This window comes from Ectothiorhodospira haloalkaliphila ATCC 51935, assembly GCF_000633935.1.
Lineage (GTDB): Bacteria > Pseudomonadota > Gammaproteobacteria > Ectothiorhodospirales > Ectothiorhodospiraceae > Ectothiorhodospira > Ectothiorhodospira haloalkaliphila.
This window is the reverse complement of sequence record NZ_KK214997.1, coordinates 1-24,982: the sequence shown is the minus strand read 5'-3', so window position 1 is coordinate 24,982 and position 24,982 is coordinate 1. Positions and strand designations below refer to the sequence as shown.

Below are 24,982 nucleotides of genomic sequence, written 5' to 3'. Positions count from 1 at the left end.
GAACAGTCATGAAGCTGACAAGTCCTTCGTTCCCGGATGGTGGTGCCATGCCTGTGGATGTCTCGGCCCGCCACGCCAACGAACTCCCTCCGCTGGAGATCCATGATGTGCCGGGAGATGCCCACAGTCTGGCGCTGCTCCTGGAGGACCTGGATTCGCCGCTGGGGGAGGTGACCCACTGGCTGGTGTGGAATTTACCCCCGACGACCCAACGCGTGGACTCGCTGAATCTGCCCAGCCAGGCAAGGACCGGCATGGATGCGTTCGGCAAGGTCGGCTATCTGGGGCCGGTACCGCCGGAGGGTTGTCATCATTATCGTTTCCGCCTGCTGGCGCTGGACGCCGAGCTTGACCTGCAGGCAGGTGCCACCCGTTCGCAATTCGAACACGCCGCATCGGGGCACGTGCTGGCCGAAGCCCGTCTTACGGGCGCGCTGTGCATGCCAACGCCGGATCACGGATCATGAGACCGTATCGCCCAGGAGCATTCTTCGCCACTGTCAATCCCACGGTTTTCATCGCCTCGGCGATCATGGTGCTGGCGTTCGTCGGCTTCGGAGTGAGTTTTCCCGCCACCGCCAGCCAGGTGTTCGAGGGGATCCAGGGCTTCATCACCGAGTATCTGGGCTGGGGTTATCTGCTGGCGGTGACCGTGTTTCTGGTGTTCCTGATCTGGCTTGGTTTCAGCCGCTACGGGTCCATCCGCCTGGGTCAGCCGGATGATCGTCCGGAGTTCGGCTACGGGGCCTGGTTCGCCATGCTTTTCTCGGCCGGCATGGGCATCGGGCTGGTCTTCTGGAGTGTTGCCGAACCCATCCTGCACTATCAGCACCCGCCCACGGGGGAGGGCGAAACCATGGAGGCCGCGCGCCAGGCCATGGTCTACACCTTCTTCCACTGGGGGCTTCACGCCTGGGCTGTGTATGTGGTGCTGGGGCTGTCGGTGGCGTACTTCAGCTTCCGCCACCGTCTGCCACTGACGATTCGTTCGATCTTCTACCCGCTGCTGGGCGACCGTATCTATGGGCCGATCGGTCATGTGATCGATATTCTGGCGGTATTCGGCACCCTGTTTGGTCTGGCCACATCGCTGGGTTTCGGTGCCATGCAACTCAATACCGGGCTCAATGTGCTTTTCGACATGCCCGTGTCCCACTGGTATCAGGTGGGGATCATTACCGGCATCACCCTGGTGGCCGTATTCTCGGTGTTGTCGGGGCTGGATCGGGGTCTCAAGTGGGTGAGCGTGTTCAACCTGGGGTTGGCAGTCGTCTTCATGTTGTTCGTGCTGTTTGCTGGTCCCACCCTGTTCATCCTGCGTTTCCTTCTGGACTCCACCGGTGCCTATCTGCAGCAATTGGTTGAAATGTCCCTGTATGCCGACGCCATCGGCGGCTCCCAGTGGCAGAAGGACTGGACCATGTTCTACTGGGCATGGTGGATCGCCTGGTCGCCCTTTGTGGGCATCTTCATCGCCCGCATCTCTCGCGGACGCACCATCCGCGAGTTCATTTTCGGGGTGCTGGCGCTGCCCTCGTTGTTCGTGTTCGCGTGGATGGCCATCTTCGGCGGCAGCGCGCTGCGAGCACTACCTTGACATGGTTGGTAAGCGCCGGGCCGGCCAAAGAAAAAACCAATCATTACAAGACCTTAAGATCATTTAAAAGCATTTAAGGTCATCCTTAGTCAGCAAAACGCGTAATTCATGGGCTCGGATTGCCCAACGCAGAATTCCTTAAATTGCGGTATAGTGCTGAGCACTACCCTGGCGACATCAGGATCCGCAATTGGCCAAGCCGCGCTACCTTGATATCCCCCTCGACTCCATCCAGATAGCGAACTCAGAAGCTGAGGTCAGACGCTGGATTCCTGGCGATTCCTGTCTTGCTGCCGCCACTCGATTTACCCCGGAAGCCGTACGTCATTTGCTGTTGGCTCACCCGATCTGTGTCACTCCAGCGGATGAGGGCCAATACATTATTCGGGCAGGCCACCGTTCATTGCAGTTGGCCCGAGCAGTGCTGAGCCCTGGTATCCTTGTTCCTGCCGTCTCCCTGGATTCCGGGTACGACGTAGACTCGCTGGCTTACCTGGATGATCTGCTCAGCCCGGTTCTGCTAGGCTCCGGGTCTGAGGATCTTTCCATCCTGCGCTGGCTGGATGCTCGAGAAGCTGGAATGCTGGATGGTGGCCTCGCCCAACAGATGGGGTTCCCGAAGTCACCCAGCCTTTTCGAACTCGCTGACTTCCTTGGTATCTCCCACAGCAAGATGGACCGCATGAAGAACAAGCACCGAACCCGCCGCCAGGAGTAGCGGCATGGCGCCACGCACAGAAGCACCGCCCCTTGACGCCATACTCGATGAGATGCCCGCTGGCAGTCGGGAGTTGTGGAGTCACCTCGAGCAGGAATTCCCCATTCCTCCCGATGCACGCGGCTTATTCCCCATCGCCGAAAATGTGCTCGAACTCAAAGAGAATATCGAATGCCTGGCGAACCAGGCGGATGAGGATTTCTCTCACCTGATCGCCTGGGCTGAAGCAGTAGGCTGTATCCCCCTTGAATCCGAACTGCGGCAATTACCCGCCCTTACGCGAATCCGTGAATCCTCGGGCGCGTTCAAATCACCGCTGCATGGCTACAACGGAACCTATCCAGTGTGGTGCGCCCTCTGGTGGAGGCATCAACTGGATCCACATAGCTCGCACATACCCGGGATTTACAAATGGCTCCAGGCCCACATGGTTGTGGCCCACATCCTGCTGCGGCGTAATGAGGTGCACATTTCCAAAGACAGAAAACCAGGGTGGAAGGACTCGGCGCGAAGGATTCGTTGCTGGCATGAGGCACGTTATGACTGGGTCTTTGATTATTTGGCGGGGGATATCAGTAAACCCGAATACCTCATCGGGGCGCTTGATGAGCTCACAGAATGGCTGAATCCCGCTGATCATGACCCTCGACGCATGGGAAGTATGCAATCGAGTGATGTGCTTGGACAGCGACATGGTATTCCAGAATTCAAGAACAATATTGCTTTCGCCCATGGCCTGATGAGGCCTCCAGAATTTGAGGGTGGGAAGAAGCTAAATAAAAATAAGGGTAAACGCGGCCCCCGTCGCATCCAGCACTACATCTATCCTGATCATTCCTATTACCAAGTATTGTCAGAATATGGTGCCACCGAGGTATCCTGGGGTGGTCGTATGGGACAAATCAAATTGAATCGTCCCGATGAAAAAATTCAAACTGAACTGAAAGAAGCAGGTCTGGACCCGGATGAGTATGATGACTTGTCAAATGTGGAACTGGATATTGGGTATCTGTTGGGAGAAGAAGATAGGGATATCTCGTCGGAATCTGAACCTCTTCCACCGCTGAGCACGATTTTTGCCAATGCTCGTGCAAAAGCCCGCCATGTAGCCATGCATGCGCAGCGCCTGTCAGTAGAGCGGCGCAGGATTCGTCTCAGTGAGATACGACTCATTATGTCCGTCCTGGAAGAGCTATTTCATGAGTCCGACCGAAGTTTCAGATTGACGGCCTTGCTGGGTGCCGTCTCCTTGGTCACAGGCACTGCTTATCAATCGGTTTGTTCGATGGTTGTTTTACGTTCACTCACCCGCCATGAGAAAGTCCGACACCTGGCTTTTAATCCCGATCACGACATGTGGATTCGATCTCTTTTTTATGCTCCCATACGTGCACCCATGGGCCAGGAGATGTCGGGGAAACAGGCAGTTGAGATGTCACCTCGCGTAGTATTTCCAGATGTCTGGGGCGTTTCAGATCATTTGAAGAATGAGTTCGTCCAAGAGCTGATTGAATTTTCGATAAACCCTCGGGCCCGTATCCAACCATTCCGATCAAAAAGTTGGAGGCCAGCAGCTTATCTGAGGAAATGGGACGAGAAGATTGCTGAAAGGATGGCTCTTGCAGGATTGGAGCGGCGGTGGCAGAAAATTGATAACATGGGCGATGTCCTACCATCCTGGTTTGCGGGATTAGAAGAAGGGGCGCATCTGGAGAATCGTCTGCTTTTCGATAGACCTGATCCCATGGCACAGACACATGCATATTATACCGCTTTCCAGCGTGCTGAGTTGGCGGGGTACTATGCCAATGAATTAGGGGGATTGGCAGAGCGGTTAGATCTTCCGAGTCGGGATTCAAACACGCATGCACTGTTTGCCAGCAAGGCAAGTTGTGTGACGATCGATGAGAGCTGGGTAGGTAATGACCGTGCGCCCCGAGTTGAGCATCTCAAAGCCTTTATGGAGCGAGTACGCGCGAAGGCTCCGCAGGTGGGCAGCCCATATCACCGCAGGGACATGAGCAGATTATGTGAGCAACACAACTGGCGAACGCTTTACGTCGGCTTGGCACTGGCTCTGGGCACCGGGTTCCGCTCTGTTCGCACGCCCGTTACCGACCTGACCGCAGTCCATGAGGCGTCACAGACCATGCTTCTCGCCGAAAAGGATCAGTGGGACGGTCGGCATACCAGGCTTGTGGTTTTGCCTGAAGCGCTCGTGACGCTGGTTAAGGCTTATCGTCGACATTTGAGTCAACTGTTCCTGCAATTTCCCGTTAGCTTTCCCTTGCTGCTCAAGGTTCCAGCGACAAAGAACCGGGATCGAAGTCGTTACGGATCGGCCGGTTTTCATCTCGACCTTCGGCGAACACTCTTTTTCCTTGCTTGGCAAGAGCGGGGGAGGTGGCATCCCGAGGAATTCACCGGCGCCACGTTGAAGAAACACTGCGATGCGATAGAGCCGGATGCCTGGCCCGTGGCGAATGCAGGTCGCCACTTTCTTCGCACCTACCTGACTCACCAGGGCGTGGCGGCCACCGCCATCAACGCGCAGATGGGACATTGGTCCTACGGAGAAGAGCCTTGGACACCCCATTCAGCGTTTGACCCCGTGCAGTTTCGAAACGAGGTGCGTCCCGCGCTCGATGCCCTGATGGAGCAGTTGGGGTTTGATGGAAGACTGCCATGACCGATGAGCCTGATAATCCCGAGGCAGGCAATCGGCCATCTGACCTGCCAGGTGACGTGGATGTTGCGCGCTTGTGGGCGCGTTGGCGACAGCTCTGGGCCCCTTACGTGAATCTGCTGGATCCAGTCATACCCCAGTTTCAACCTGTTGAGTCCTGGTCCCCCCCGGCAGAGTATTTGCCGGTACTGAAGGCGTTGCACAGAAGTTTCCCGCTGCTTGCCCAGGGCGGCGGAACTGCTGAAGAGAAAGACCCCCCAGAGGTGCCCTTTGAATTCGGTGCCGTCATCACAGAGGTCGGCACTCGGGCCCCGGCGTACAAAAATTTCATAACTCGCTGGCGAGCTCTGGAGGTGCTTGATGCCGGAAACCGACTTCGACGGTGGAATATTCCCGTCACTCGCATCCCGGCACCACTGCCCACCCCCACCGGCTTGCTCTTTTCAAGTCAGAAGTTCGAAGCCTTCGTTGCCGGAGAGCCAGTTTTCGACGCCTTCATGGAGTCGATTACGGATGTCCAGCGCTTGGAGCAATGTGACCATTGCCAGGCCTTGAGCTGGGGTCGGCTGTTGTTCTCTCTGATCAGTTTTTCAGGAGTGTTCGACTCCAAATCCCTTCTGGCTGTGCCCCAGGCAATGTTCGATTCGCCTGCGCATGGCTACTGGTTGGATATATCGGTTCATCACCCAGATCAAGGTCCAGCCACCTTTCGACGCTACTTTCTCGATCCCATCTCTCGTCATCTGCTGCTTCGGCAACGAAGGCTGCTGGTGGACCCGCAGGCAGTAAAATCACCATTCAAAGTCCGGAATACCCGTTCGCTTTACAGAAATATCATAGCCTACGCTGATGCCCAGGGATTTGCTAACCGGATGCCGAAAAACTGGGCTGAGCTCAAAAGCCTGGCGACAACACGCCTATCAATTTATGTGCCAGCACATCTCGTTGGGTTCGCGAAGGGGTATTACGCCTCGGCCTCACTGCCGGTGAGGACGTTGGATCGTCTGTTCAACCCCCCCAAACATGTAGCGAATATGGAGGTATGGGAAGAGACCGAAATCCCGGTCGCCCTGTCGCCGGACTCCGAGCTGGATGAAAGCGACACGGAGGGGAATGGGTTTCCAAATATTCTGCATCATGCGCTGGTTTCACTGCTCGATGCGATCAACGATGCGTCAAGGGAGGCATCGATTGCAAGGGTCAGCAACTGGGTGGAGGGTGCAAAGCGATTCCTGGATGGCGAAAACCGTTACATCCCAGCGAGTGTATTTCGCTTGTCCGGTTGGGTGCTTTATGTGCTAAACAGGCAAAAAAGTGATCATTGTCGTGAACTGCGTGCCAACCTATATGCGATTGCCCCTGGTCTGGTGGGCCAAATGGGGTGGTCAGATTTCACCGAGATCCAGGCAGAGGACGATTTTATTGCAATCTATACCAATGTCCTGGATGAAGCAGAAACAGGGGCACGGCGAAAACGTATTGTGAAGGGCCTTCGGTCGTTTCATGAGTTTCTTGTCGAAAAGCATGGGGTTCCCCCGCTTGATGAGTCGGGCATGTTCAGTCAAATGTTCCGTCAACCTCACTCAGTCGATGCCAACTTTGTTGATCCAGATACGTTTGACTGGATTTGTCGTTATCTTCGCCACACACACGTGGATGATCCGGAAAAGGGCACAATCCGTATCTTGATCGCGGTTTTGGGGTACTTTTCGGGGCTTCGAAGAAGTGAAGCCGTAGGCTTATGCGTGGGGGACTTTGATGGCCCGCCTGAGTATACACTGGTGGTCAACCCCAACAAGCTGAGATCGCTCAAAACAGATAATGCCAACCGTGTACTGCCCATTCGATTTCTGGTTCCCAAGCACTACCTCGAACTACTCATTGGTTGGATTGAACGTCAAAAGGAAAGAGCGGTTGAAGCTGGAGTGAAGCCATCCGAAAAACTTCTATTCTCCTCGGAACTACAGAGTGCCCGCGAGCGTAAGTTGCGACAGTTCGACCTGGATCTGGACGCAGTGACGCAGGCCTTGGTCAGAATGAGTGGTGATCGAACACTGCGTTTTCATCATTTCCGGCATTCCTTTGCCCAGAGGATGTTGATGGGCTTGTGGTACTACGAGAACCAGGATCGGGACGTCGATTTTCAGGGGTGGTTCGGTCGACTATTGGGCCTGGAATCAGCATGCCATACGCGAGAGCAATTGCTAGGCAAGGCTAAGTTACAGCGACGCAGTCTCAGACTGATCAGCATGCTCCTTGGCCACTCCACAACCGACATCACCATGAACCATTACATACACTGCGCCGATCTTCTTCTGGGACGTGCTGTTCGGGCCGCAATCCCGGATCTACGGGTTGAAGAGGTGGCCGCCCTTGCGGGCGTACGTCCCTCAACCGTGTACGACGTAGCGCGGGAAATGGAATCACAATCGGTATGCGATCAACTCGATGCGCTGGGGGACGCGGCATTACCCAACCACAAGCGCCTGACCTGGCCGGAGCCGATGAATCAAAAGTTGCTTCGTACTCCTGAGGATGCATACGAGGAATTGCTACTCCGTACTGAGGCACTCAACCATCGTGTGGATGGAGTAGGGCAGGACGAAGGCTTCGTGTATCCTTATCCACCTAGAAAGCTGGATGCTGCGCGGGCTTGGCTGGCAGATCTCCCCGAGCACTTTCGAATGTCAACCCGGGGTGCCGGGGCCCCTTTGCTGGAACCTCCGCGGACACAGCAAGATCGCAACTTGGCGCGTCGACTCGTACATCTTCTGCTCAGTGATCCGCGTCTGCTAAGATCCGAGCAACTTGCCAAGCTTGCAGCCGGATATATCAGTGGAAAACTGGCAGATCATCCAATGATGCTGGTCTGCGACCGTATACCTCTTTTTAATCTGTGGTGGAGGCTTTTCTCTGCGACAGAGCTACAGGATGACGTTGAGTTGCTTCACCTTTCGACTCCGCGAATGGCCAAGGACACACAACTGGCGTATTGGAGAAAACGAATGCCGGAGGGCGCGATGATCCGCGCAGGGGGTACGCTGGAACTGAATCGGGGGCAGCAATTCCCAGAACGAGGGGCCGTGTTGTTCTCTCCACGTCTTCAGCCAGCCACGCGTTGGAAGTACGGATTTGCTTGGGCGATGACGTGCGTTGCGCTGGATCGACTGCATTGGCGGGTGACGCCCTTGGGTGTCACAGGCAGATCGGATTAAGGTATGGCCATATCCAGAGTGTCCTGAATGTTCCATCATGCAGCTTACGTGCAAGCGTTACATACGATCAACTACTGCCCTTGATCATCCCAGTCGAACACAATCGCGTCCGGTTTTGCCAACGTATCCATGCCGACATCATCCAGAGAAGGGGCTCTATCCAGTTGCTGATGGGCACCTGCCAACGCCACCAAGGTAGATACCCGGTTCATGGACAACAACTGGCAATAAGCCAGTGCAAGCGCATCCCCCCGATGCAGTTCCTCCAGTTGAGGACCTTTGAGGGCTTTCAGGGCTCGTTCGTTGACCCTGAATAGGCCATCAATCAGGTGTACGCTCTCGTCGGTCTTGCGGATGGCCATGGGCCAGGGCTCGAATAAATCATGCTTGCCCAGCAGTGCGCAGGATTCGATTGTCTTCAGGCGGTTGTCTTCGAATCGCCGAAATGAATCCATGATTCGCTGCAAGGGCGCTGAGAGAACACCATGCGCATCAAAGAAGGGTGTGGCCTCTTCATCCTTCGTGATCAGGCCGCTGCCCTCATCAAAGCACAGTACCGTGTCCCCGTTTTCCGAGGTCATTGCCCGGAAGGGATAAAGACGCATGAGGATCGGGGTATAGTCCGCAATCATCAGGCCGTTACGCGCGATCATGAGGTTTCTACCCGTCTCGAACCCCATCAGCATCTGTGGAACCCAGGCCTCTTGGTGGCGTGTCATCACGATGGGGGCAGCAAGCGCCGCCTTGGGCAGTTCTGCCGCCACCAGCGGAATCAATGGCTTGTCACGAGCAAAGTCCTGGGAGGTGGGAGCCCTCCAGTGGTGGCGCTTGTGCTCAATAGGGGAAATGGGCACCAGGTTCATCGAAGGGCTCCTTGCAAGGCTTCAGCAAAAGGGAAGGAATGCATTCATCCTGCATGTGCACGGGGTGCGGCCAGGCCGCTGTAAAGGTCGAAATACTGTTCTCCCATGACTGTCCCCGAAAAGTGAGTTTCAAACCGATTCCGTGCGGCTTGTCCCATGGACCTGGCTAGACTGGGATTGTCCCATAGACGATCCATGGCGGCGCGCAGTGCCTCAGGATCCCCGCTGGGAACCACGATGCCTGTTTGTTCGTGAATATTTACAAAGCTTGTACCGGTGTGGAGATCCGTGCAAATCAGCGGGCGTGCCTGCATGGCACCCTCCAGCAAGGACAAACCGAAGGCTTCGGAACGAAGATGTGAAGGTAGAACCACTGCGCGGCAGCGTCGCATCAAATCGATTTTCTGCTCATCGGAAATGTGACCCAGAAAGAAAACGTTATCCAGGTTCAAGCGCCTGGCCTGGGCCTTGAGCCGTTTTTCCATGGGCCCACGCCCTGCAATGACCACTTTGAAAGATGCGTTTTGGGCAGCCTCGAGCAGGATGTGTAAACCCTTGTAAGCCCTGAAGACACCCACAAAAAGAAAGAACTCTTCCCGGTCTTCAAATGGCAGAGGACATGCCCTGCCAGGGGGAGGATATCTGCATTCATTCAAACCCAAGGGGATGACACGTAATTTATTTCGAAACCGCCTGAGAATCGGGCTGCTCCGCGTGTAATTCGGGGAAGTCGGTACGATGATATCAGTGGCGTCAAGAAAAGCGTGCATCAGTGGTGCATAGACCTTGCTCAAATGGCGTTGCCTAACAATGTCCGAGTGATAAGTCACGACAGAGGGTTTGTCTGGTCGGCGCAAGAAATGCAGCAGATCAGCAAACGGCCAAGGAAAGTGGTAATGCAGAACGTCAGCCCAGCGGGCGAGTTGGCCAAATTGCGTCAAGGCGGACAGGGAAAAACCGCAGGATGCCAGCTCGAATAACTGCTTGGCCTGATAGACTTCAATGTCGTCCACCCGGATAGGGTGACCCACGGGAGAGGGAGTGAGCGTCAACACCCGGCTTTCAACGCCCCTGGCATGCGTATTGAGGCAAATTTGCCTAATGGATTCTTGTATTCCTCCTTGGGTCATGGGGTAGAAGGTTTTGTAGACATGCAGTACACGAATCTTCCGTTGCACAACGAATTCCTCAGGATTTTGCCTGTGCGGAGGCCTCAGCCCGCAGAATGTTCCATAGCTGATCGGCCGCTGTTTGCCAGGTAAAGGCTTGCGCTCTGGCCGAGGCTTGTGTGGACAGCCTGGATCGCAGATCGACGTCGCAGAACAGCCTTTTGAGGCCTCGGGTCAGGCCGCTGGGGTCGTTTGGGTTGATCATATACCCGGCGTGGCCCGCAACCTCGGGAAGGGAGGCACGATCAGAAATCAATACCGGCTTACCAAAGCTCATTGCTTCAACCACTGGGAGACCAAAACCCTCATGCAGGGACGGCATGGTCAGAAAAAGCGCATGTTCATACAGGGTGGATAACTGTGAGTCCGGGAGCCTGCCGGTAAACACCACGCCAGTGGATGGTGGATAGCGTTTTGAGAGCGATGCTCGAGAAAGGCCACCCCAGCCATCGGCTCCTGCGATGACAAGTTGATGGTGGTTGCGCAGTTCCTGACTCAGTCCACAGTATGCCATCAGCAACTGCTCAATGTTTTTTCTGGGCTCCAGCGTTCCGACAAAGAGCGCATAGGGCTGATGAATGCCCAAGTGGGCCAACGAATCGAAGGTGTCGGGGGGTGGCCAGTGGGACGCCCCAGGATAGATCACCCGAACCTTTTCACGTGTCTTGGGGAAACAGTCCAACAGATGCCGGGCCGTGTAACGTGAGACACAAATCACACGATCGGCGCGCTGCAAGGCCGGAGGCATCAAAGCCCGTTCCTGAAGCTGGTTGAGGCGCGGCATGGTATCAGGTGCCGCTTTCCATACCAAGTCGTGAATGGTGACGACTTTACCCATACGGTCCGGAAGAAGAGGCGGCAGTCGGTGTGCGGGGCCCCAAAAGACATCGACCTTATCCCGTCGTACTTGCAGGGGAAGCCAGGACTGCCCCCAGATGGCCTTGGCCATTCTCCCCCGTAGGCAGGCGCAACGCAGGGTGACGGGTTCAGTGATCCAACGCTCGGCATGCAAGGGGCGGTGGGCATAAAGAAAAAACCGGGCATCGTAGCTGAGCAGATGCTGGACCAATTGATCCGCATAGCGCCCAATGCCCGCGAGTGGCCCTGCCAATATACGTGCGTCGATGCCGATCTTGAGCAAGAGTTCTCCATTCGTTGATGAGACCTGGCGCGTCTATTGAAGGCCCGAAGGCACACCGGGGGCCAGGGTTTCCGGAAAAAATTGCGCCTGTTGTTCGCTGATTCTCCATAGATGCCGCCGCAAGGCCCATTGGCGGACGGCATCATCCTCTACCGTATCCAGCCAGCGCATCAATTGGCTGATGTAGGCGCCTGGCTCATGTTGAGTACGCAGATACGCCCAGCCTGCCTGCGCCACGGCGTCGAGTGGGAGTGCCCGATTGGCCAGATTATCCAACAGGATCAAGAGATCCTCCCTTTCCTGCTCAGGCGGTCGGACCTTGAAAACCACGTTATCGGGGAGTCCCGCATACCAGTCGGTATCCGTGACAACAGCGGGTACGCCATTGGCCCAAAGCCGAAGCTGGCTGCCCGAAGCCTCTCCCATGCTGGGGTAGCGCAAATTCAGGGCAAGATCAGCGGAGCGTAATAGCGCATCGAGCTCCGTATCGGATACATAGCCATGCCAGCGAACCTGTTGGGCAAGTCCAGCCTTGCGCAGCTGCTCCCGCAGGGAAGGCCAATCCGCCAATTGCCCCGCAATATTGAGGCTGAAACGGTGACGCCAGGGAGAGGAACGCCATGCCTCAATAAACTCCGAGAGCCGGCGGTTCATACCCATGAAGCCGAACGCCACCAGACTTATACGTTCCTCCAGGCCTCTTTGACGTTTGCTGGGATCAAAGCCGCCTTCCGCCGCCATGGGCAGTGGCAGGTGAAGGCATGGCATGAGCGGAAAACGCGTCCTGACCTCATTCGTCACCGAAGGGTTATGGGTGATCACTCCCAGCGCGGCATCCAGTGCCTCTTCAAAAAGTGGAAAGTGCGCGGCAAAATCATCAGGCGTGGCGTCCCCACCCAACAGATTCTGTGCCGCGATGTATCCTTCCTGACCATACCACTGTCCCATGCTCTCCAGATACTGAACCACCTCTTCGGCTTGCGCCGCACCATTTCGAAGGTTCAGGAAGTCTGCATATAGCCCGTGTATCGAGCGATCATGCAGCACCACATAGCCGGGATGGCGTCGACTCAACCGGAAAATGTCTTCGTGGAATGTCAGGTTGTTACCGATGTGATAGATGCAGATATCGGCCTGATTCAGCTCACGCGCTGAGAGGCTTTCGAGGCTACGCCAAGGTAAATCCGTAGCGCAGGGGAGGGCGGCTGGCGTGCAGAACTGAACATCAGCGGATTTTATCAGCTCAGGGGCGAGCCGCAGGGTGTAATTGGCGATATCCGTCCTGGCTGGCGGCAGAGGTGAAATCCATAAAATGCGTTTCATGCCAGCAGCGTACTCACGACATGGTCCCAGCTGATCCCGCGGCTCAGGTATGCCTCCCGGCCATCCCGGCCCCAACGGGCTGCCCGCGAAAAGTCACTCCAGAGTGTGTCCATGCTCTGTGCCAAAGCGACGGGCTCGGGCTCGGCAACCAGCCCTGTCACTTCGTGCTCAACAAATTCCAGTGGCCCACCGGCATCCTGGGTGGTGACCACGGGCTTGGAAGCGAGCATGGCCTCCAACGTCACATACCCGTAATCTTCATCATAGGGCGGAAACACAACGCCCAGACATCGGGCATAGAAATCCAGTTTTTCCATCTCGGTAATCGACCCAAGCCAGCGGACTCTGTGGGAAACGCCAAGCTCCACTGAAAGTGCCTTGAGTTCCTTTTCGATATACGTGCTCTCGAACGCGCCCGCAAAGAAAACCTTGACATCCTGCTTGCAATGGGAAAGCGCGCGAATCACCAGTGACTGACGTTTGATGGCGTTGACCCGGCTCGGGAAAAACAGGAAACCCTCGGCCGGCTTGCAGTAAAGCTCTTCAGCATGGGGTGGGGGATGGTAGAGCGGCTTACTTTCGACATCGCAAAAATGCCGCATCCGTGAAGCCACATTAGCGGAGTTGGCAAATACAGCGCGGGCCTCCGGGATATACTGGCGATCTGCCTGGGCGATGGCATCTCGAACGGAGCGAGCTCCGATCTGCTGGAAAAGATCACCAAAGTCGGGGTGATCCCAGAGCTCGTAGGCGGTGCGATACTGATGTATCACCCACAATACCTTATTCGGGTGCGGGATCAGGTAAGCCGGAAATCGCAGCCCTATGAGCCGATCCACCGGTTCCCCAGTACTCTCGTCCAGAGACACCAGGCGAGCCATCAGAATCTGGTCCAGAAGGACTTCGGCAGGGTACCACTTGAAAGGAAGGGTCACCAGTTCTGCCTGATGCCCGCCGCGGCGAAGGGCCTGAACCAGATTATCGGCATGACTCTCTGCGCCGCCGCTGACAAAGGGGATTTGGGTGTTTGCGACGACCACGCGCACGAAGGGTTCCTTTCTTCAGGCTTCAAGAGGAAAAGTGACGGGCGTTTCTGACCTGTTGCAGCTGGCGAGCCCGGATCCGCGATAGATGGTAAGTTCTTTGCACGGGATCAGCGATCTGCGCAGGATCCTGGTATGCCGGTACGTCCAGACGGGTGGCAGTACCGACGAGGTGCCGCATCATATCATGATTGCGATTCACGATCAGAAAGTGCCGTAGCTTGTGCTTGACACGCGGCATCCGCCGCAGTACCCACAACGCCAGCCGCCTCACTCCAGGCCGTCGGGCTGCATGCCCGGCAGCCGCCAGCAGCAGGGGTTTCGCGGCACCTTGCCACCCTGACCTGCTCCAGTTGCGTAACCGCTCCATCTTGCCATCAATGCTCTTGAAGTCCGTGTAGGCCGCCAATTTAGAGCTTGGGGAACGATCTGTCGAGTCTTGCCTTGGCCTTTGCGGGTCCTGATAATGCCGCCCATGCTGCGAGCCGCCTGGGATTACCGAAGCTTCATTCTTGGCAGTGTCAAACGGGAATTCCAGTCCCGATACCGTAGCTCCATGCTCGGTATTTCCTGGACATTCATACAGCCATTGGCCCTGATCATCGTCTATACGGTGGTGTTCTCCCAGATCATCAGTGTCAAGCTCCCGGGGGTTGAGAGTGGCTTTGGGTACAGCATCTATCTGTGCGCAGGGATCCTCACATGGGGATTGTTCGCCGAGATCACCCAGCGCGGAACGGCTGTCTTTCTGGAGCAAGCAAACCTGCTCAAAAAGATCTCCTTTCCCCGGCTGTGTTTGCCCGTGATCGTGGTCTCCACGGCGCTGCTCAACTTTTCCATCATCCTTGGGCTGTTTTTGATCTTTCTGTTGCTGGTAGGGCAGTTCCCAGGGTGGGTCATCCTGGCGATGATCCCGGTACTCCTGATCCAGTTGGCGCTGGCCGCAGGACTGGGTGTCACCCTTGGCGTGCTCAACGTGTTCTTCCGTGACGTGGGGCAACTTTATGCGGTGATCCTTCAATTCTGGTTCTGGCTTACGCCAATCGTCTATCCCGTCGCCATACTCCCCGATGCTGCACAGCAACTCATGCAACTCAATCCCATGGCTCCACTGATAGGTGCCTATCAAACCATATTTGTCCAGGGTAGCTGGCCGGATTGGGTATCTTTATTACCTGTCACCCTCCTGGCCATCCTGCTGTGTGTGCTTGGCATGCACCTCTACCGTAAGCATGGCCACGACATGGTGGACGAGCTGTGAGGGGAAGCATCAGGGTGACTGAGCTGGGAAAGGCCTACAAGCGATATCCTCATCGCTGGGCACGACTCCTGGACTGGCTAGACCCCTTTTCCCACCAACGCCACGACCTGCATTGGGTACTGAGGGACCTGAATTTTGTTGTGGAGCCGGGGGAGGCCGTAGGCGTTATCGGGGTCAATGGCGCTGGCAAAAGTACGCTGCTCAAGATGATTGCAGGCACCACGAGACCGACAACCGGATCCATCCATATCGGCGGACGGGTGGCCGCGTTGCTTGAATTAGGCATGGGGTTCCACAAGGACTTCACTGGCCGACAGAATGCCTACATGGCGGGTCAGCTTCTGGGGCTCACTGCACGCGAGCTTGATGCACTGATGCCGTCCATCGAAGCCTTTGCCGACCTCGGTGACTACATGGACCAGCCGCTGCGCGTGTACTCCAGCGGCATGCAAATGCGCTTGGCGTTCAGCGTGGCCACGGCCCGTCGACCTGATGTGCTGATCATTGATGAAGCGCTATCCGTTGGGGATCAGTACTTTCAGCACAAAAGCTTTGACCATATCCGGGGCCTGGCAGAGCAGGGCACAACACTGTTGCTGGTGAGCCACGACAAGCAGGCCATCCAGAGCTTATGCGACCGTGCCATCCTTCTGGATAACGGGGCGATCGCCATGGAGGGTGAGCCGGAAGCCGTCATGGATTACTACAATGCCAAGCTCGCGGCAGACCAGAACCAGGTCATCGACCAGAACATGACAGGCGATGGCAAGATCCAGACCCGATCCGGTACAGGCGAGGCGACCGTGCGGGATATCTGCCTGTGCGACGAGTCAGGGCATGTCCTTAAAGTGGTCCACGTTGGGCAGCGGGTCACACTGTCCATCACGGTGGATACGTTGACTGACCTGCCAAGACTCGTGCTGGGGTATGGGATCAAGGACCGCCTGGGGCAAGTGGTTTTCGGGATCAACACGCATCACACCCAACAGGTGCTGGAACATGTGAAAGCCGGCAGCCAATGTCAGTTTGAGATCACCTTTGAGGCAAACCTTGGCCCAGGTACCTATTCCGTGCAGACCGCGCTGACCAGTGCGGACACCCATCTGAACAATAATTACGAGTGGTGTGATCGAGCATTACTCTTCACCGTCATCAACAAGGATAAGCCAGACTTTTCAGGTGTCTCCTGGATGAATGCAAGGATTGTGATTGAAAAGACATGAAGTTCATTTCCTACGCAGAAAATTTTGAAGACGTCATGCTCTGGCGGGCCTTGAAAGGGATCGAAAGCGGTTTCTATATTGACATTGGTGCCGCCTGGCCGGAACAGGATTCCGTAACCCATGCCTTTTACCAGCGGGGATGGCGAGGTATTAACGTAGAGCCGAATCCGGCGCTCCATGAACAGCTGATCCAACAGCGGCCGCGGGACGTTAACCTCAAGATGGCAGTCGCGGATGCTGAACAGACAGGGCAGATTCATGTCATTCCACATACCGGGTTATCCTCACTTGATGCCAGTATCGTGTGTCTACATGAGCAGGCCGGATACGTGGCCGACACTCACCCGGCAAAATGCATCACGCTGAAGGCTTTGTGGCAGCAGTACGTTCCCCCCGGTCAGAGCGTCCACTTTCTCAAGGTGGATGTGGAAGGGCTCGAAACTGCGGTCCTGAAGGGGCACGACTGGGCGTGTCTGCGGCCCTGGATCGTGATTGTTGAAGCCACTGTCCCATTGTCGCAGACGGAGTGTCATGAGTCCTGGGAAAGCATTCTCATGGATGCGGATTATCAGTTTGTCTATGCCGATGGATTGAATCGATTCTATGTGGCCGGTGAGCACGCGCAGCTGGGCGAACATTTCACGTACCCGCCCAATGTATTCGATGGCTTTATACGCCGTACGGAGTTCGAGGCACATGCGCGTGCCATCCGCTCGGAGAATCAAGCATGGGCCGCGCATGGTGAGTTGCAGGCGCTCCATCAGAGCCGCTCCTGGAAGCTGACGGCGCCACTGCGTGCCTTGGTCGAGCGGGTGCGACATGCCCGCAACGGCAGGCAGTCTGATTCGGCGCCGCTTTCACCGGGCAGTCTCAAGGCCGCTTTCGCCCGGGCTCTAAGTAGAGAACCCTCACCCGATGATCTGGATGTAGGTAGCCTGCCGGCACACTATCAGCCTGAATGGAACTGGTTCGACGGTGAGGCCTATGAAACGCTGCGCGTGGGGGAGTTGACCCTGCACTTCCACCTTGGCGCCTTGCGTGATCGGCGTGGTTTGGGGCGTCATGCCCGGGAGCTGCTGTATGAACTCAGGCGCTTGTGTTCATCCTCCGGGCCTGACCAAACCTCACCGGCGGCCATGGAGTATTACGTGTTTTCCACATTGCACTGGTGTCCTGAGAGCCTTCCCAGGCCCTCTGCAGTCATGATCCATGATGTGACCCCATTGCTCATGAGTGAACGGTTTGGTCATTGCGCCCAGCGATTCGAGGGGGATTTCCAGCGGGTGATTGCTCAGGCAGATCGCCTGTTGACCGTGAGTGAATCCAGTAGCAAGGACATCCAGGCACGTCTGCCGGAGAGTAGACCGCCAGTCGAGGTGGTAGCGAATGGCGTCACCGTCATGGCGGGGGAGGCCCGCCCGCCCGTATTACTGCCCGATCGGCCGTATTTCGTTTTCCTCGGAACCTGCGACCTGCACAAGAACCTGGATGTTCTTTTCGAGGCCCTCTCGTTGTCCGATGGCCTTATTCATCTTGTGCTGATAGGCCCTACCGAGGGCTTTGTGGAAAAGCTCAAACAAGCCCCGCTGGCGCAGGATCATGTCACCATTGCCGGCAGGCTGAATGATCAGGAGGCGGCCTGGCTCATCAAGCGTTCAGTGGCCATGGTATTCCCAAGTCTTTACGAGGGGTTTGGTTTACCCCCATTGGAAGCGGCTCTGCTCGGGGTGCCATCCATATGCAGTCGACGCCCGGCGATGGTGGATGTGCTGGCAGGGTCAGCCATTTTTTGTGAACCCGACAGCCCCTATCAATGGCTCATGGCCATGCACGAACTCATGAAGAACCCCGGTCGCAGAAATGCCCTGGGGGAAAAAGCCTTCAAGCGGGCGAGTGACTTCACCTGGTCTGCTGCTGCCCAGCGCCTGGTGGCACTGTTGAAATCTTCCACCCACGGGCCACACGAGGCACCATGATTCCGGATATTGGCATGCCGTTGATGCGCGGGATGGGTAGCCCGCTGCTGAATCTTCCCGCCGGAATGCGCTCCGCCTCCGTGGCGGTGAATCGGCAGCGCGAGGCGCCATTGTCGCGCGCCAGCGTCGTGCGTGCCACAGGGCTGCTTTTCAGTCTCAGCCTTCTGGCTATTTTGCTGATGCTGGTACAGTTTTATCCTGGTGTGGCGGCAGGCAATGAGCAAGCAGCGAACCTTGCCCGCAACATTGGCTTTGGCGGCGGTGTTTTCGGTTTGAGCCTGGTCATGCTTACAGCATTCTACCGGCATTGGGCCCCCTACACAGCGCCTGTCTATGGCTTTTCCGGCGGGCTTTTCATGAGTGGATTGGCGCTGGCAATGGAGCAGCGTTTCCCGGGTATCGCCGTACAATCCATCGTTGTGACCCTCTGCCTGATGTTATCGCTTTACAGCCTGTATGCCATGCGGGTGGTTCAGGTCTCACGACGGATGTTCGTGGTTGTGTATGCGCTGACGGCAACCATTGCACTCGTTTATCTGCTGGGATTCGTTCTGATATTGACTGGTGTGTCCCTGCCGTTCCTGCATGGGACCGGTGTGGGTGGCATGATTTGGTTTGCTTTCATTGTGGTGGTGGCCTCAATGAACCTGCTCGTGGATTTCCGACGCATTGATCTGGCATGCCAGCGACCGCAACCGCTGTGGATGCGCTGGTTTTTGGCGCTCGGCCTGCTGGTGACCATGGTCTGGCTGTATATTTCCGTGCTCCGATTGCTGGCCAATATCAAGCGCTGACGGATGATGTTCAATGTTTTCCCAATTGTGCAGAGGCGAAATCGACGAGCTGCTGGTAGTGACGCTGCCGGATGATGTCCAGCACGATGTTGGCATCCAGATTCAGGTAGTCATGTACCAGAGCATTGCGCAGCCCGATCACCTTGGTCCAGGGCGTGCCGCTGACGTCATGTCCAAGCGCTTGCAGTTTGGCAAAGGCCTGACGGGCGTCGCTTGGGACAGTCGTGCCAAGAGACTTCAACCTCTGTTTTGCAATCCCTATGCAGGCCTCCGTCAATAGTTGCAGGTTGCGCTCTGCCGCACGATATATCAGGGGCGATAGGCCCTGTGGCGCCTGGCTCAATGCGTGAAGCTGCTCAAGCTCTTCAGTCAGAGTGGCCAGATGTTCTCGCATGGCGCTCACGTACTCAATTTCCACAGTCAGGCTCCTGGGTGTCAGAGGTGGCAAATTTTCGCACATGAAACTGGTAATCAAGCTCCCACATTGAACTGATCCGGTTCTCTTCACGAGCCAGACGCAGGGGATCGTTGACCTGCAGAACCCTTCCTGTGCGAATAATCACCATGGCCAGCGGTATGGGGGCCTGATTGATATCGACAACCGAGAGCATGTCCTCCGCAAGGTCGAGCTGGTTCCGCCAATGCTGAGCCAGTAACTCAGGCCTCAGGCGCCGCTCCAAAGGACGTTTTTCAGGTGTGTGGAAGGCAACCGCCAAGTCGTAGTCGCTCGTCTCGGTAGCGGTATTTTTCGCACGGGAGCCATAAAGCCATAGCACGGCAATTTCCCCGTCGGCCGATGCCATTTCCGTCAAGCGTTCCAGTGTTGTTCTCACTCAGATCCTCGTGGCCGGGTTCTTAGGCAGCCTGCCACCCCTGACGGGTGTCTGCGGCACCTTGAAACGTGACGAGGTCGCTGGGCAGGTCGATGGCAACTTGCATGGTATGTCTCCGTTCAGCTGCTGCCATGATCCGGCGGTTGGGCTCAGGCAAAGCACTCCCCCAACGTCAGCACCAACTGCGGCTCCCAGTGGGGCAGGTCGATGCCCAGATCGGCTTCCAGCTTATCCACACACAGCCGCGAATTACCGGGCCGCTGTGCCGGGGTAGGGTAGTCACTGCCGGGGATCGCCGCCACCTGGGCCGGGGTGAGCTTCAACGCCATTCCCGACTCCGCCGCCCGCCGGAAGATCTCGCAGGCAAACCCATGCCAGCTGGTCTCCCCATGGGGCGCCAGATGATACAACCCCTCGATGCCACGCCCCAGCCGCTGCCGATACACCGCCAGGGCCGTCACCTCGGCAATCAGGCGCGCCGGCGTTGGGGCGCCGATTTGATCATTCACCACCTTCAGGCTGTCCCGCTCCTGGCCCAGGCGCAGCATGGTCTTCATGAAATTGCTGCCCCGGGCACTGTACACCCAGCTGGTCCGGAAGATCAGATGCTCGGCCCCACTGGCCATCACCGCCTCATCCCCCGCCAGCTTGCTCTGCCCATACACGGACAAAGGCCCCGTGGGGCTGTCCTCCCGCCAGGGCGCATCCCCGTCGCCGGGATAGACATAATCACTGGAATAGTGGATCACCGGGATGCCGGCAATGGCCGCAAAGCAGGCCAACTGCGCCGGCAACTCGGCATTCAGGCGAAAGGCCGCCTCGCGCTGCGCCTCGGCCGCATCCACCGCCGTCCAGGCCGCAGCATTGACGATCAACGCCGGACGAGCGGCCCGCAACACCCCGGCCACCGCATCCGGACTGGACAGATCCAGCTGGGCACGGGTGGGGGCAATCAACGACCCCAATGGAGACAGCGCCCGCAGCAGCTCAAAACCCACCTGACCGGTGGCCCCAAGAATCAGAATATTCATCAGTCGGCTCCATGGGCCTGTTTGTTTTATTCCCACCCAGGTCTCGATAATGCCCCGTGCGTTAAGGTTTCATGTAAGGTATCATGTAACTAGACACGAAACCAATGGGGGCATCATGCCATCAATCAACGAATCATCTGGCAAGGTAGCACGTCACCGCGAACGGATGCGTGCTGCGGGGCTGCGGCCCGTGCAGTTTTGGGTGCCAGATACCCGCTCGCCAGAGTTCACGGCGCGATTGCGCAAGCAATGCCAAAGCCTGAAGGAGGACCCGGCAGAAGCCGATGTTTTGTGCTTCACTGAAGAGGCCGCATCGCTCGTGGAGCGTTGGGATTGATGCAGCGAGGCGACTTGGTGGCGGTTTCTTTGCAAGGTAACTATGGCAAACCGCGCCCAGCCTTGATCGTTCAATCAGACCTTTTGACGGATTTGGAGAGCGTCGTGCTGTGCCCAGTCACAAGCGATCTGCGCGATGCAGTATTTCGCGTGACTGTGGAGCCGAATCCCGCCAATGGGTTGAGCGCGCTGTCGCAGATCATGGTGGACAAACTTTCGACGCTGCCGCGCACCAAAATTAGCGAACCGTTTGGTCGTCTCGATGAAGAAAGGATGAAGGCGGTAGATAGGGCCTTACTACTGGTTGTTGGCGTGATCTAACCCGAACATTTAATTATTAAGGGGTAGTTGACAGAGGAAAGGGTGAGGCCAATGAGATATGTATTGACTGAATTTCTATTGGTAAGCTTCCTTGCGATGGGCAAATAGATAAGAGCCGTTGGCGAGCAACTGTTCGATCAGTGGCTTGGCCTCTGCAACCAACCCGGACTGTTTGGCTCGAAGGATGATCCCCAGCGTGCCAACTAACGGAATTTGGTGCGCTTGCGCTGCCGCACGGGCTTCGCCATCGTCTAGTACCGCTTTGCTGCCATTGTGGCGCATACATTGTGCGAGGACTTGTGACTCACCCGCGCCAATATCCCATTTGAGGATCGATACCGGAACAGCAATATCGGGGTGGATGTGGCGCTGGGCCCAGTTCAGGGTTGATTGTATTGAGCGGTCTTGGGTGCCGGCGGCAATTTCATCCGTGACAGATTGTGGAACGATCAGACGGGATGCCAGCCGTTCAACAAGCTCAAGCTGGTTGATTTTGCCCAGCAGAATCAAGGGCGATGCGTTGATCACCCAGTTTTGTTCAGTCATCGGCGAGTTCCGCATCCAGTTCGTCTTCATCTAACTGAATGGCTGGTACTTTGCGCTGGCGTAGTTCGTCGATGAACTGTGCCCGGCTTTGGCCAGCAATTTCGGCAGCTTTCTCTTGTGAGATGCGCCGTTCTGCATACCATTGCACTGCAGCGGCGATGCGCATTTCCCTTGCAAATTCAGCCGGGGGCAGGCGCAAGGCCGAAAAGATGTTTTCTGGGAGTTCGAGGTCTAGGTGTGTCATTTCGTTGCCTTCGTAGCAATGGAGCAGTCAATGGGCACGGCTTTGAGGGGTGATCAATCATTACCAGTTTCTGTCCGCAACATAGCCGAATTGCTCCAGCAGGGCCTGGGCCAAACTGATAAGTGTACATCCGCTCGGCAAAGGCGTCTTCCGGCTCACCCTGAACCCCAACATGGATCAGCACCCAGGTCTCCGCCCCATCACGGGCCTGGACCTTGATCAACTTGTCCGCATGGCGCAGGCCACTGTCGGCATCCGCCGTGATCTGCTGCAGTTCCTTGTCCATGGGGGTATATCCCCGCGACCAGTCCACCCCGGCATGGATTGCCGGGAACAGCAGCTGGGTGAATTCCTCGAAATAGGATTCCAGAGCCTCCTTCCACGGGCTGTCATGATCCGTGGGCCGGGCGGTGTCTTGATCGGTCATCGGCGAAAAGTGGGTGTCCTTTAATTTAATTAAGCCCGCCGCTCAAACATCAGCGGGGGCTCCCATGGGCCTGTTTGTTTTATTCCCGCCCATCAGCAGCACGCCTTGCATCCAGACCAAAGAACAAGGCAGCGCCCAGTAAAGCATCATCCTCCGTGATCAAGCAGGCTTGGTAATACTCGGCACAAGCAAGGTGAAGTGCATCCAGGGTTCTCAAGCTTGTCTTGCGCATGCCGATCCAGTGGATGGCGCGTTGATAGTGGAGGATATCAATTGCGCAACGCATAAAACGGCCCTGCCGAACATCATCACCGAATGCATTTTCAATCCGATTTGCATCGGGCTCAGTCAGCTCTCCCATCCGCACCCATCGAGCCAAGGCGCTAGCAACTTCCACCTCGGTCAAGTGACTGATCAGCACGGGCTCGGACTGGCTGAGTAGCAGGGCCTGAACCTGCTCACTGGCCTGCTCCTGCCGATAATAGGGGAGCAACGCGCTTGTATCGAAGTAAAGCATCAATAACGTGATTCGTTCCGAAGGTGCCGAACCACGGCGGCGGCACTTTCCTTGGATGGAGGCAAGGCAGCCCGGAGCGTGGAACGATCGAGAAAACGAACCTGCCTGGATTGCGGTGCTGTCAAACGAGCCGCCGGCTTTCCATGACGAAGAATGACAATCTCCTCGCCCTGCGCAACGGCATCCAAAAGCTGAGAAAGCCTTTCTCGAGTTTCCCGAACATTCATCGTTTGCATTGCGATCACTCCGGCCCCGTGTCCTGAATAAAATGGTCATTAAGCCAAGGGGTTCCCCTCCGATGGCATGACCAGCTGACCAGAAAACTACACCATATTGGTGGGTGTGTACAAGACTTGAGTACACATTGACATCAACGACGCCGCCCCCCAATCGCTCACCCTGATTGATAGCGGCCATCCAGCATACGCTGCCACCAGGCTGGGTTGTCCAGATACCACTGCACCGTCTTGCCCAGCCCGGATTCAAAGGTTTCCTGCGGTGTCCAGCCCAGCTCCCGCTCGATCTTGCCGGCATCAATGGCATAGCGCCGGTCATGACCGGGGCGGTCCTGCACCGGCACGAAGGTGATCAGGTTTCGATAATGCCCCGTATTGATTGCCGGGAACAGCAGCTGGGTGAATTCCTCGAAACAGGATTCCAGGGCATCCTTCCGCGGGCTGTCATGATCCGTGGACCGTGCCCATCCCGCGCAGGAATTTGAATTTTGCTTGGCGGCAGGCCGCATGTTCCACCAGCTTCGCCAGCTTGCCCACGGCGTGGCCGAATGCCTGCAACAGGCTCGTGCCGTGGGCAATGAAGGCCTCCGCGTCCATGGGTGAGGGTCTCAGGGTGGGTGGGGGAGGTCGGCGAAAAGTGGGTGTCCTTTAATTTGTCCGGTTTGATATCGATATCCTCGGACATACGGTAGAGACTACGATGAGTCTTCGCCAAGCTGGTGCCTCCAGCAAATACCAGCTCAAAATGAGGTGAATTCAGCTGTGAGAGCAGGCTCAACAGCTTCACCGCATAGACATCCTTTTCCACAATGGCCGGACTGTCGATACCCAGCGCATCGGCTACATCGGCAAACAGCCCAGGATCGATCGTCACGCAGTGACCCGCTCTACACCCAGCTGATAGCGGCCGAAGGCAATACGCCGATGAAAGGGGCCCTTGACCTTGACCACGACCCTGGCCGGCACCTGCGTGCCTCCCGCCTGGTAGGCTTTTTCGGCGCTGGCAGGCTCCCACTTCACACCCAGCCGGTTCAATGCCTCCTTGGCGACCTGCTCGAAGCCACCTGGAGCTGCCAGCATTGGCTGCCCCGTAATGCGGTTCTTGCGTGCCTTGGCATACAGCCCTTGGCCAACCCGTACCAAGCGCCCTTGCGCCTCCAACTGACGCAGTGCTCTGCCCACTTGGTCGTACCCCGCCAGTGAGGTGAAGTCATCACGCAGAAAGACCGTCCGACGGCTTTTGCGGATCTTGTCGCGGATTCGGGTTTCGAGGGTATCTGAAGTGGACCCCATCTGCTGGACCACCTGACAGGGGGTTTAAGCTCTAACCGGGTTGTATCTCTCAGGCGTCAGGCCGCCCGAGTCAGAGGTTGGTTGAAGTAGACCTCATCCGGTGTTGCATCGTCCAGCCCTTGGTGGGGCCGCTCTGCGTTGTACCAGGCGAAGTACTGCTTCAGGTCCTGGCGTAAGTGGGCTCCATTT

At 56.7% G+C, this 24,982-nt stretch carries 25 protein-coding genes and 4 pseudogenes; 11 read left to right on the top strand and 18 right to left on the bottom strand.

Annotation, left to right across the window (positions count from 1 at the left end; genetic code table 11):
- The first annotated feature begins 47 nt into the window (after positions 1 to 47).
- From ECTHA_RS0106045 to ECTHA_RS18920, 5 genes and pseudogenes are all read left to right on the top strand, one after another.
- Positions 48 to 467 (top strand): YbhB/YbcL family Raf kinase inhibitor-like protein, encoded by a 420-nt coding sequence (locus ECTHA_RS0106045; RefSeq protein WP_025281771.1) that lies wholly within the window; start codon positions 48 to 50, stop codon positions 465 to 467.
- Positions 464 to 1,582: pseudogene (locus ECTHA_RS17250) on the top strand (BCCT family transporter); the annotation flags it as partial. The gene ECTHA_RS0106045 and the pseudogene ECTHA_RS17250, both read left to right, overlap by 4 nt.
- Before the next feature lie 205 nt (positions 1,583 to 1,787).
- On the top strand, positions 1,788 to 2,315 hold the full coding sequence (locus ECTHA_RS0106035; RefSeq protein ID WP_025281770.1) for a ParB N-terminal domain-containing protein: 528 nt from the start codon (positions 1,788 to 1,790) through the stop codon (positions 2,313 to 2,315).
- 4 nt (positions 2,316 to 2,319) lie between these two features.
- Positions 2,320 to 5,004: a hypothetical protein gene (locus tag ECTHA_RS18925; RefSeq protein ID WP_025281769.1), complete on the top strand. Its 2,685-nt coding sequence runs from the start codon at positions 2,320 to 2,322 to the stop codon at positions 5,002 to 5,004.
- The gene (locus ECTHA_RS18920; protein ID WP_025281768.1) at positions 5,001 to 8,216 is read left to right on the top strand and encodes a tyrosine-type recombinase/integrase; all 3,216 of its coding nucleotides are present in this window, start codon (positions 5,001 to 5,003) and stop codon (positions 8,214 to 8,216) included. Before ECTHA_RS18925 ends, ECTHA_RS18920 begins: the two co-directional genes overlap by 4 nt.
- Positions 8,217 to 8,287: 71 nt before the next feature.
- Here the strand turns inward: ECTHA_RS18920 and ECTHA_RS0106020 are convergent, their stop codons facing one another.
- Genes ECTHA_RS0106020 through ECTHA_RS0105995 form a run of 5 tightly spaced genes read right to left on the bottom strand, consistent with a single transcriptional unit; the run spans position 8,288 to position 13,758 of the window.
- Positions 8,288 to 9,079 carry a SapC family protein gene (locus tag ECTHA_RS0106020; RefSeq protein WP_025281767.1) on the bottom strand — a complete coding sequence of 264 codons (792 nt, stop codon included), beginning with the start codon at positions 9,077 to 9,079 and terminating at the stop codon, positions 8,288 to 8,290.
- 44 nt (positions 9,080 to 9,123) lie between these two features.
- The gene (locus ECTHA_RS17235) at positions 9,124 to 10,257 is read right to left on the bottom strand and encodes a glycosyltransferase (protein ID WP_244875617.1); all 1,134 of its coding nucleotides are present in this window, start codon (positions 10,255 to 10,257) and stop codon (positions 9,124 to 9,126) included.
- A 10-nt stretch (positions 10,258 to 10,267) separates the two neighbouring features.
- The gene (locus ECTHA_RS0106010) at positions 10,268 to 11,389 is read right to left on the bottom strand and encodes a glycosyltransferase family 4 protein (RefSeq protein ID WP_025282267.1); all 1,122 of its coding nucleotides are present in this window, start codon (positions 11,387 to 11,389) and stop codon (positions 10,268 to 10,270) included.
- A gap of 33 nt (positions 11,390 to 11,422) precedes the next feature.
- Positions 11,423 to 12,712, bottom strand: coding sequence for a glycosyltransferase (locus tag ECTHA_RS0106005; protein WP_084306772.1), 1,290 nt, complete (start codon positions 12,710 to 12,712; stop codon positions 11,423 to 11,425).
- Entirely contained in the window at positions 12,709 to 13,758 is a 1,050-nt protein-coding gene (locus ECTHA_RS0105995) for a glycosyltransferase family 4 protein (RefSeq protein ID WP_025282265.1), read from the bottom strand. Before ECTHA_RS0105995 ends, ECTHA_RS0106005 begins: the two co-directional genes overlap by 4 nt.
- Before the next feature lie 472 nt (positions 13,759 to 14,230).
- Between ECTHA_RS0105995 and ECTHA_RS0105985 the strand changes: the two genes are divergently transcribed.
- Genes ECTHA_RS0105985 through ECTHA_RS0105970 form a run of 4 tightly spaced genes read left to right on the top strand, consistent with a single transcriptional unit; the run spans position 14,231 to position 19,009 of the window.
- Positions 14,231 to 15,016 carry an ABC transporter permease gene (locus ECTHA_RS0105985; RefSeq protein WP_275259714.1) on the top strand — a complete coding sequence of 262 codons (786 nt, stop codon included), beginning with the start codon at positions 14,231 to 14,233 and terminating at the stop codon, positions 15,014 to 15,016.
- A gap of 14 nt (positions 15,017 to 15,030) precedes the next feature.
- Entirely contained in the window at positions 15,031 to 16,239 is a 1,209-nt protein-coding gene (locus tag ECTHA_RS0105980) for an ABC transporter ATP-binding protein (RefSeq protein ID WP_275259713.1), read from the top strand.
- The gene (locus ECTHA_RS18915) at positions 16,236 to 18,215 is read left to right on the top strand and encodes an FkbM family methyltransferase (RefSeq protein ID WP_025282262.1); all 1,980 of its coding nucleotides are present in this window, start codon (positions 16,236 to 16,238) and stop codon (positions 18,213 to 18,215) included. Before ECTHA_RS0105980 ends, ECTHA_RS18915 begins: the two co-directional genes overlap by 4 nt.
- Positions 18,212 to 19,009, top strand: coding sequence for a Bax inhibitor-1/YccA family protein (locus tag ECTHA_RS0105970; RefSeq protein ID WP_025282261.1), 798 nt, complete (start codon positions 18,212 to 18,214; stop codon positions 19,007 to 19,009). Before ECTHA_RS18915 ends, ECTHA_RS0105970 begins: the two co-directional genes overlap by 4 nt.
- 10 nt (positions 19,010 to 19,019) lie before the next feature.
- Here ECTHA_RS0105970 and hepT read toward each other — a convergent pair whose 3' ends face one another.
- The 3 genes from hepT to rfbD form a co-directional block, all read right to left on the bottom strand.
- Positions 19,020 to 19,427 carry a type VII toxin-antitoxin system HepT family RNase toxin gene (gene hepT / locus ECTHA_RS0105965; protein ID WP_025282260.1) on the bottom strand — a complete coding sequence of 136 codons (408 nt, stop codon included), beginning with the start codon at positions 19,425 to 19,427 and terminating at the stop codon, positions 19,020 to 19,022.
- A complete protein-coding gene (mntA, locus tag ECTHA_RS17225; protein WP_238984755.1) occupies positions 19,417 to 19,842 on the bottom strand; it encodes a type VII toxin-antitoxin system MntA family adenylyltransferase antitoxin in 426 nt (141 codons plus the stop codon). Before mntA ends, hepT begins: the two co-directional genes overlap by 11 nt.
- Positions 19,843 to 19,991: 149 nt before the next feature.
- A complete protein-coding gene (rfbD, locus tag ECTHA_RS0105950; RefSeq protein WP_025282258.1) occupies positions 19,992 to 20,873 on the bottom strand; it encodes a dTDP-4-dehydrorhamnose reductase in 882 nt (293 codons plus the stop codon).
- A 115-nt stretch (positions 20,874 to 20,988) separates the two neighbouring features.
- Here rfbD and ECTHA_RS19365 point away from each other — a divergent pair, with 115 nt between their 5' ends.
- Together ECTHA_RS19365 and ECTHA_RS0105940 are read left to right on the top strand one after the other, a co-directional pair.
- Positions 20,989 to 21,210, top strand: a complete 222-nt coding sequence (locus ECTHA_RS19365; RefSeq protein ID WP_025282257.1) for an antitoxin MazE family protein — start codon at positions 20,989 to 20,991, stop codon at positions 21,208 to 21,210.
- On the top strand, positions 21,210 to 21,530 hold the full coding sequence (locus tag ECTHA_RS0105940) for a type II toxin-antitoxin system PemK/MazF family toxin (protein WP_025282256.1): 321 nt from the start codon (positions 21,210 to 21,212) through the stop codon (positions 21,528 to 21,530). Before ECTHA_RS19365 ends, ECTHA_RS0105940 begins: the two co-directional genes overlap by 1 nt.
- Before the next feature lie 75 nt (positions 21,531 to 21,605).
- Here the strand turns inward: ECTHA_RS0105940 and ECTHA_RS0105935 are convergent, their stop codons facing one another.
- The 10 genes and pseudogenes from ECTHA_RS0105935 to ECTHA_RS20660 form a co-directional block, all read right to left on the bottom strand.
- The gene (locus tag ECTHA_RS0105935) at positions 21,606 to 22,076 is read right to left on the bottom strand and encodes a PIN domain-containing protein (protein WP_035369384.1); all 471 of its coding nucleotides are present in this window, start codon (positions 22,074 to 22,076) and stop codon (positions 21,606 to 21,608) included.
- Entirely contained in the window at positions 22,069 to 22,242 is a 174-nt protein-coding gene (locus tag ECTHA_RS0105930; RefSeq protein WP_238984743.1) for a UPF0175 family protein, read from the bottom strand. Before ECTHA_RS0105930 ends, ECTHA_RS0105935 begins: the two co-directional genes overlap by 8 nt.
- Positions 22,243 to 22,255: 13 nt before the next feature.
- Positions 22,256 to 22,747, bottom strand: coding sequence for a hypothetical protein (locus ECTHA_RS20205; RefSeq protein ID WP_203225351.1), 492 nt, complete (start codon positions 22,745 to 22,747; stop codon positions 22,256 to 22,258).
- A gap of 79 nt (positions 22,748 to 22,826) precedes the next feature.
- Complete coding sequence (locus ECTHA_RS0105920) at positions 22,827 to 23,264, bottom strand: type II toxin-antitoxin system VapC family toxin (protein WP_025281913.1); 438 nt, start codon at positions 23,262 to 23,264, stop codon at positions 22,827 to 22,829.
- Positions 23,264 to 23,500: a type II toxin-antitoxin system Phd/YefM family antitoxin gene (locus ECTHA_RS19355; protein ID WP_084306768.1), complete on the bottom strand. Its 237-nt coding sequence runs from the start codon at positions 23,498 to 23,500 to the stop codon at positions 23,264 to 23,266. The genes ECTHA_RS0105920 and ECTHA_RS19355 overlap by 1 nt, the downstream gene beginning before the upstream one ends.
- Before the next feature lie 158 nt (positions 23,501 to 23,658).
- Positions 23,659 to 23,865 (bottom strand): annotated as a pseudogene (locus ECTHA_RS19350) (GDP-mannose 4,6-dehydratase); the annotation flags it as partial.
- A 79-nt stretch (positions 23,866 to 23,944) separates the two neighbouring features.
- Entirely contained in the window at positions 23,945 to 24,097 is a 153-nt protein-coding gene (locus tag ECTHA_RS20340; RefSeq protein ID WP_174411991.1) for a hypothetical protein, read from the bottom strand.
- Positions 24,098 to 24,173: 76 nt separating this feature from the next.
- Positions 24,174 to 24,287, bottom strand: a pseudogene (locus ECTHA_RS20665) (nucleotidyl transferase AbiEii/AbiGii toxin family protein); the annotation flags it as partial.
- An 83-nt stretch (positions 24,288 to 24,370) separates the two neighbouring features.
- On the bottom strand, positions 24,371 to 24,793 hold the full coding sequence (locus ECTHA_RS0105900; protein ID WP_025281915.1) for a DUF6088 family protein: 423 nt from the start codon (positions 24,791 to 24,793) through the stop codon (positions 24,371 to 24,373).
- Positions 24,794 to 24,879: 86 nt separating this feature from the next.
- Positions 24,880 to 24,982: pseudogene (locus tag ECTHA_RS20660) on the bottom strand (integrase core domain-containing protein); the annotation flags it as partial.

Bases quoted from the DNA above. Each gene is read 5' to 3' on its own strand.
- ECTHA_RS0105900 (WP_025281915.1), bottom strand. From the start codon at position 24,793: ATGGGGTCCACTTCAGATACCCTCGAAACCCGAATCCGCGACAAGATC.
- ECTHA_RS0105935 (WP_035369384.1), bottom strand. From the start codon at position 22,076: ATGACTGAACAAAACTGGGTGATCAACGCATCGCCCTTGATTCTGCTG.
- ECTHA_RS18920 (WP_025281768.1), top strand. From the start codon at position 5,001: ATGACCGATGAGCCTGATAATCCCGAGGCAGGCAATCGGCCATCTGAC.
- ECTHA_RS0105985 (WP_275259714.1), top strand. From the start codon at position 14,231: ATGCTGCGAGCCGCCTGGGATTACCGAAGCTTCATTCTTGGCAGTGTC.
- ECTHA_RS0106045 (WP_025281771.1), top strand. From the start codon at position 48: ATGCCTGTGGATGTCTCGGCCCGCCACGCCAACGAACTCCCTCCGCTG.
- ECTHA_RS0105920 (WP_025281913.1), bottom strand. From the start codon at position 23,264: ATGCTTTACTTCGATACAAGCGCGTTGCTCCCCTATTATCGGCAGGAG.
- ECTHA_RS20340 (WP_174411991.1), bottom strand. From the start codon at position 24,097: ATGGACGCGGAGGCCTTCATTGCCCACGGCACGAGCCTGTTGCAGGCA.
- ECTHA_RS0105930 (WP_238984743.1), bottom strand. From the start codon at position 22,242: ATGCGCATCGCCGCTGCAGTGCAATGGTATGCAGAACGGCGCATCTCA.
- ECTHA_RS0106020 (WP_025281767.1), bottom strand. From the start codon at position 9,079: ATGAACCTGGTGCCCATTTCCCCTATTGAGCACAAGCGCCACCACTGG.
- ECTHA_RS19365 (WP_025282257.1), top strand. From the start codon at position 20,989: ATGCCATCAATCAACGAATCATCTGGCAAGGTAGCACGTCACCGCGAA.
- ECTHA_RS18915 (WP_025282262.1), top strand. From the start codon at position 16,236: ATGAAGTTCATTTCCTACGCAGAAAATTTTGAAGACGTCATGCTCTGG.
- rfbD (WP_025282258.1), bottom strand. From the start codon at position 20,873: ATGAATATTCTGATTCTTGGGGCCACCGGTCAGGTGGGTTTTGAGCTG.
- ECTHA_RS0105970 (WP_025282261.1), top strand. From the start codon at position 18,212: ATGATTCCGGATATTGGCATGCCGTTGATGCGCGGGATGGGTAGCCCG.
- ECTHA_RS19355 (WP_084306768.1), bottom strand. From the start codon at position 23,500: ATGCAAACGATGAATGTTCGGGAAACTCGAGAAAGGCTTTCTCAGCTT.
- ECTHA_RS0106005 (WP_084306772.1), bottom strand. From the start codon at position 12,712: ATGAAACGCATTTTATGGATTTCACCTCTGCCGCCAGCCAGGACGGAT.
- ECTHA_RS20205 (WP_203225351.1), bottom strand. From the start codon at position 22,747: ATGACCGATCAAGACACCGCCCGGCCCACGGATCATGACAGCCCGTGG.
- ECTHA_RS18925 (WP_025281769.1), top strand. From the start codon at position 2,320: ATGGCGCCACGCACAGAAGCACCGCCCCTTGACGCCATACTCGATGAG.
- ECTHA_RS0105940 (WP_025282256.1), top strand. From the start codon at position 21,210: ATGCAGCGAGGCGACTTGGTGGCGGTTTCTTTGCAAGGTAACTATGGC.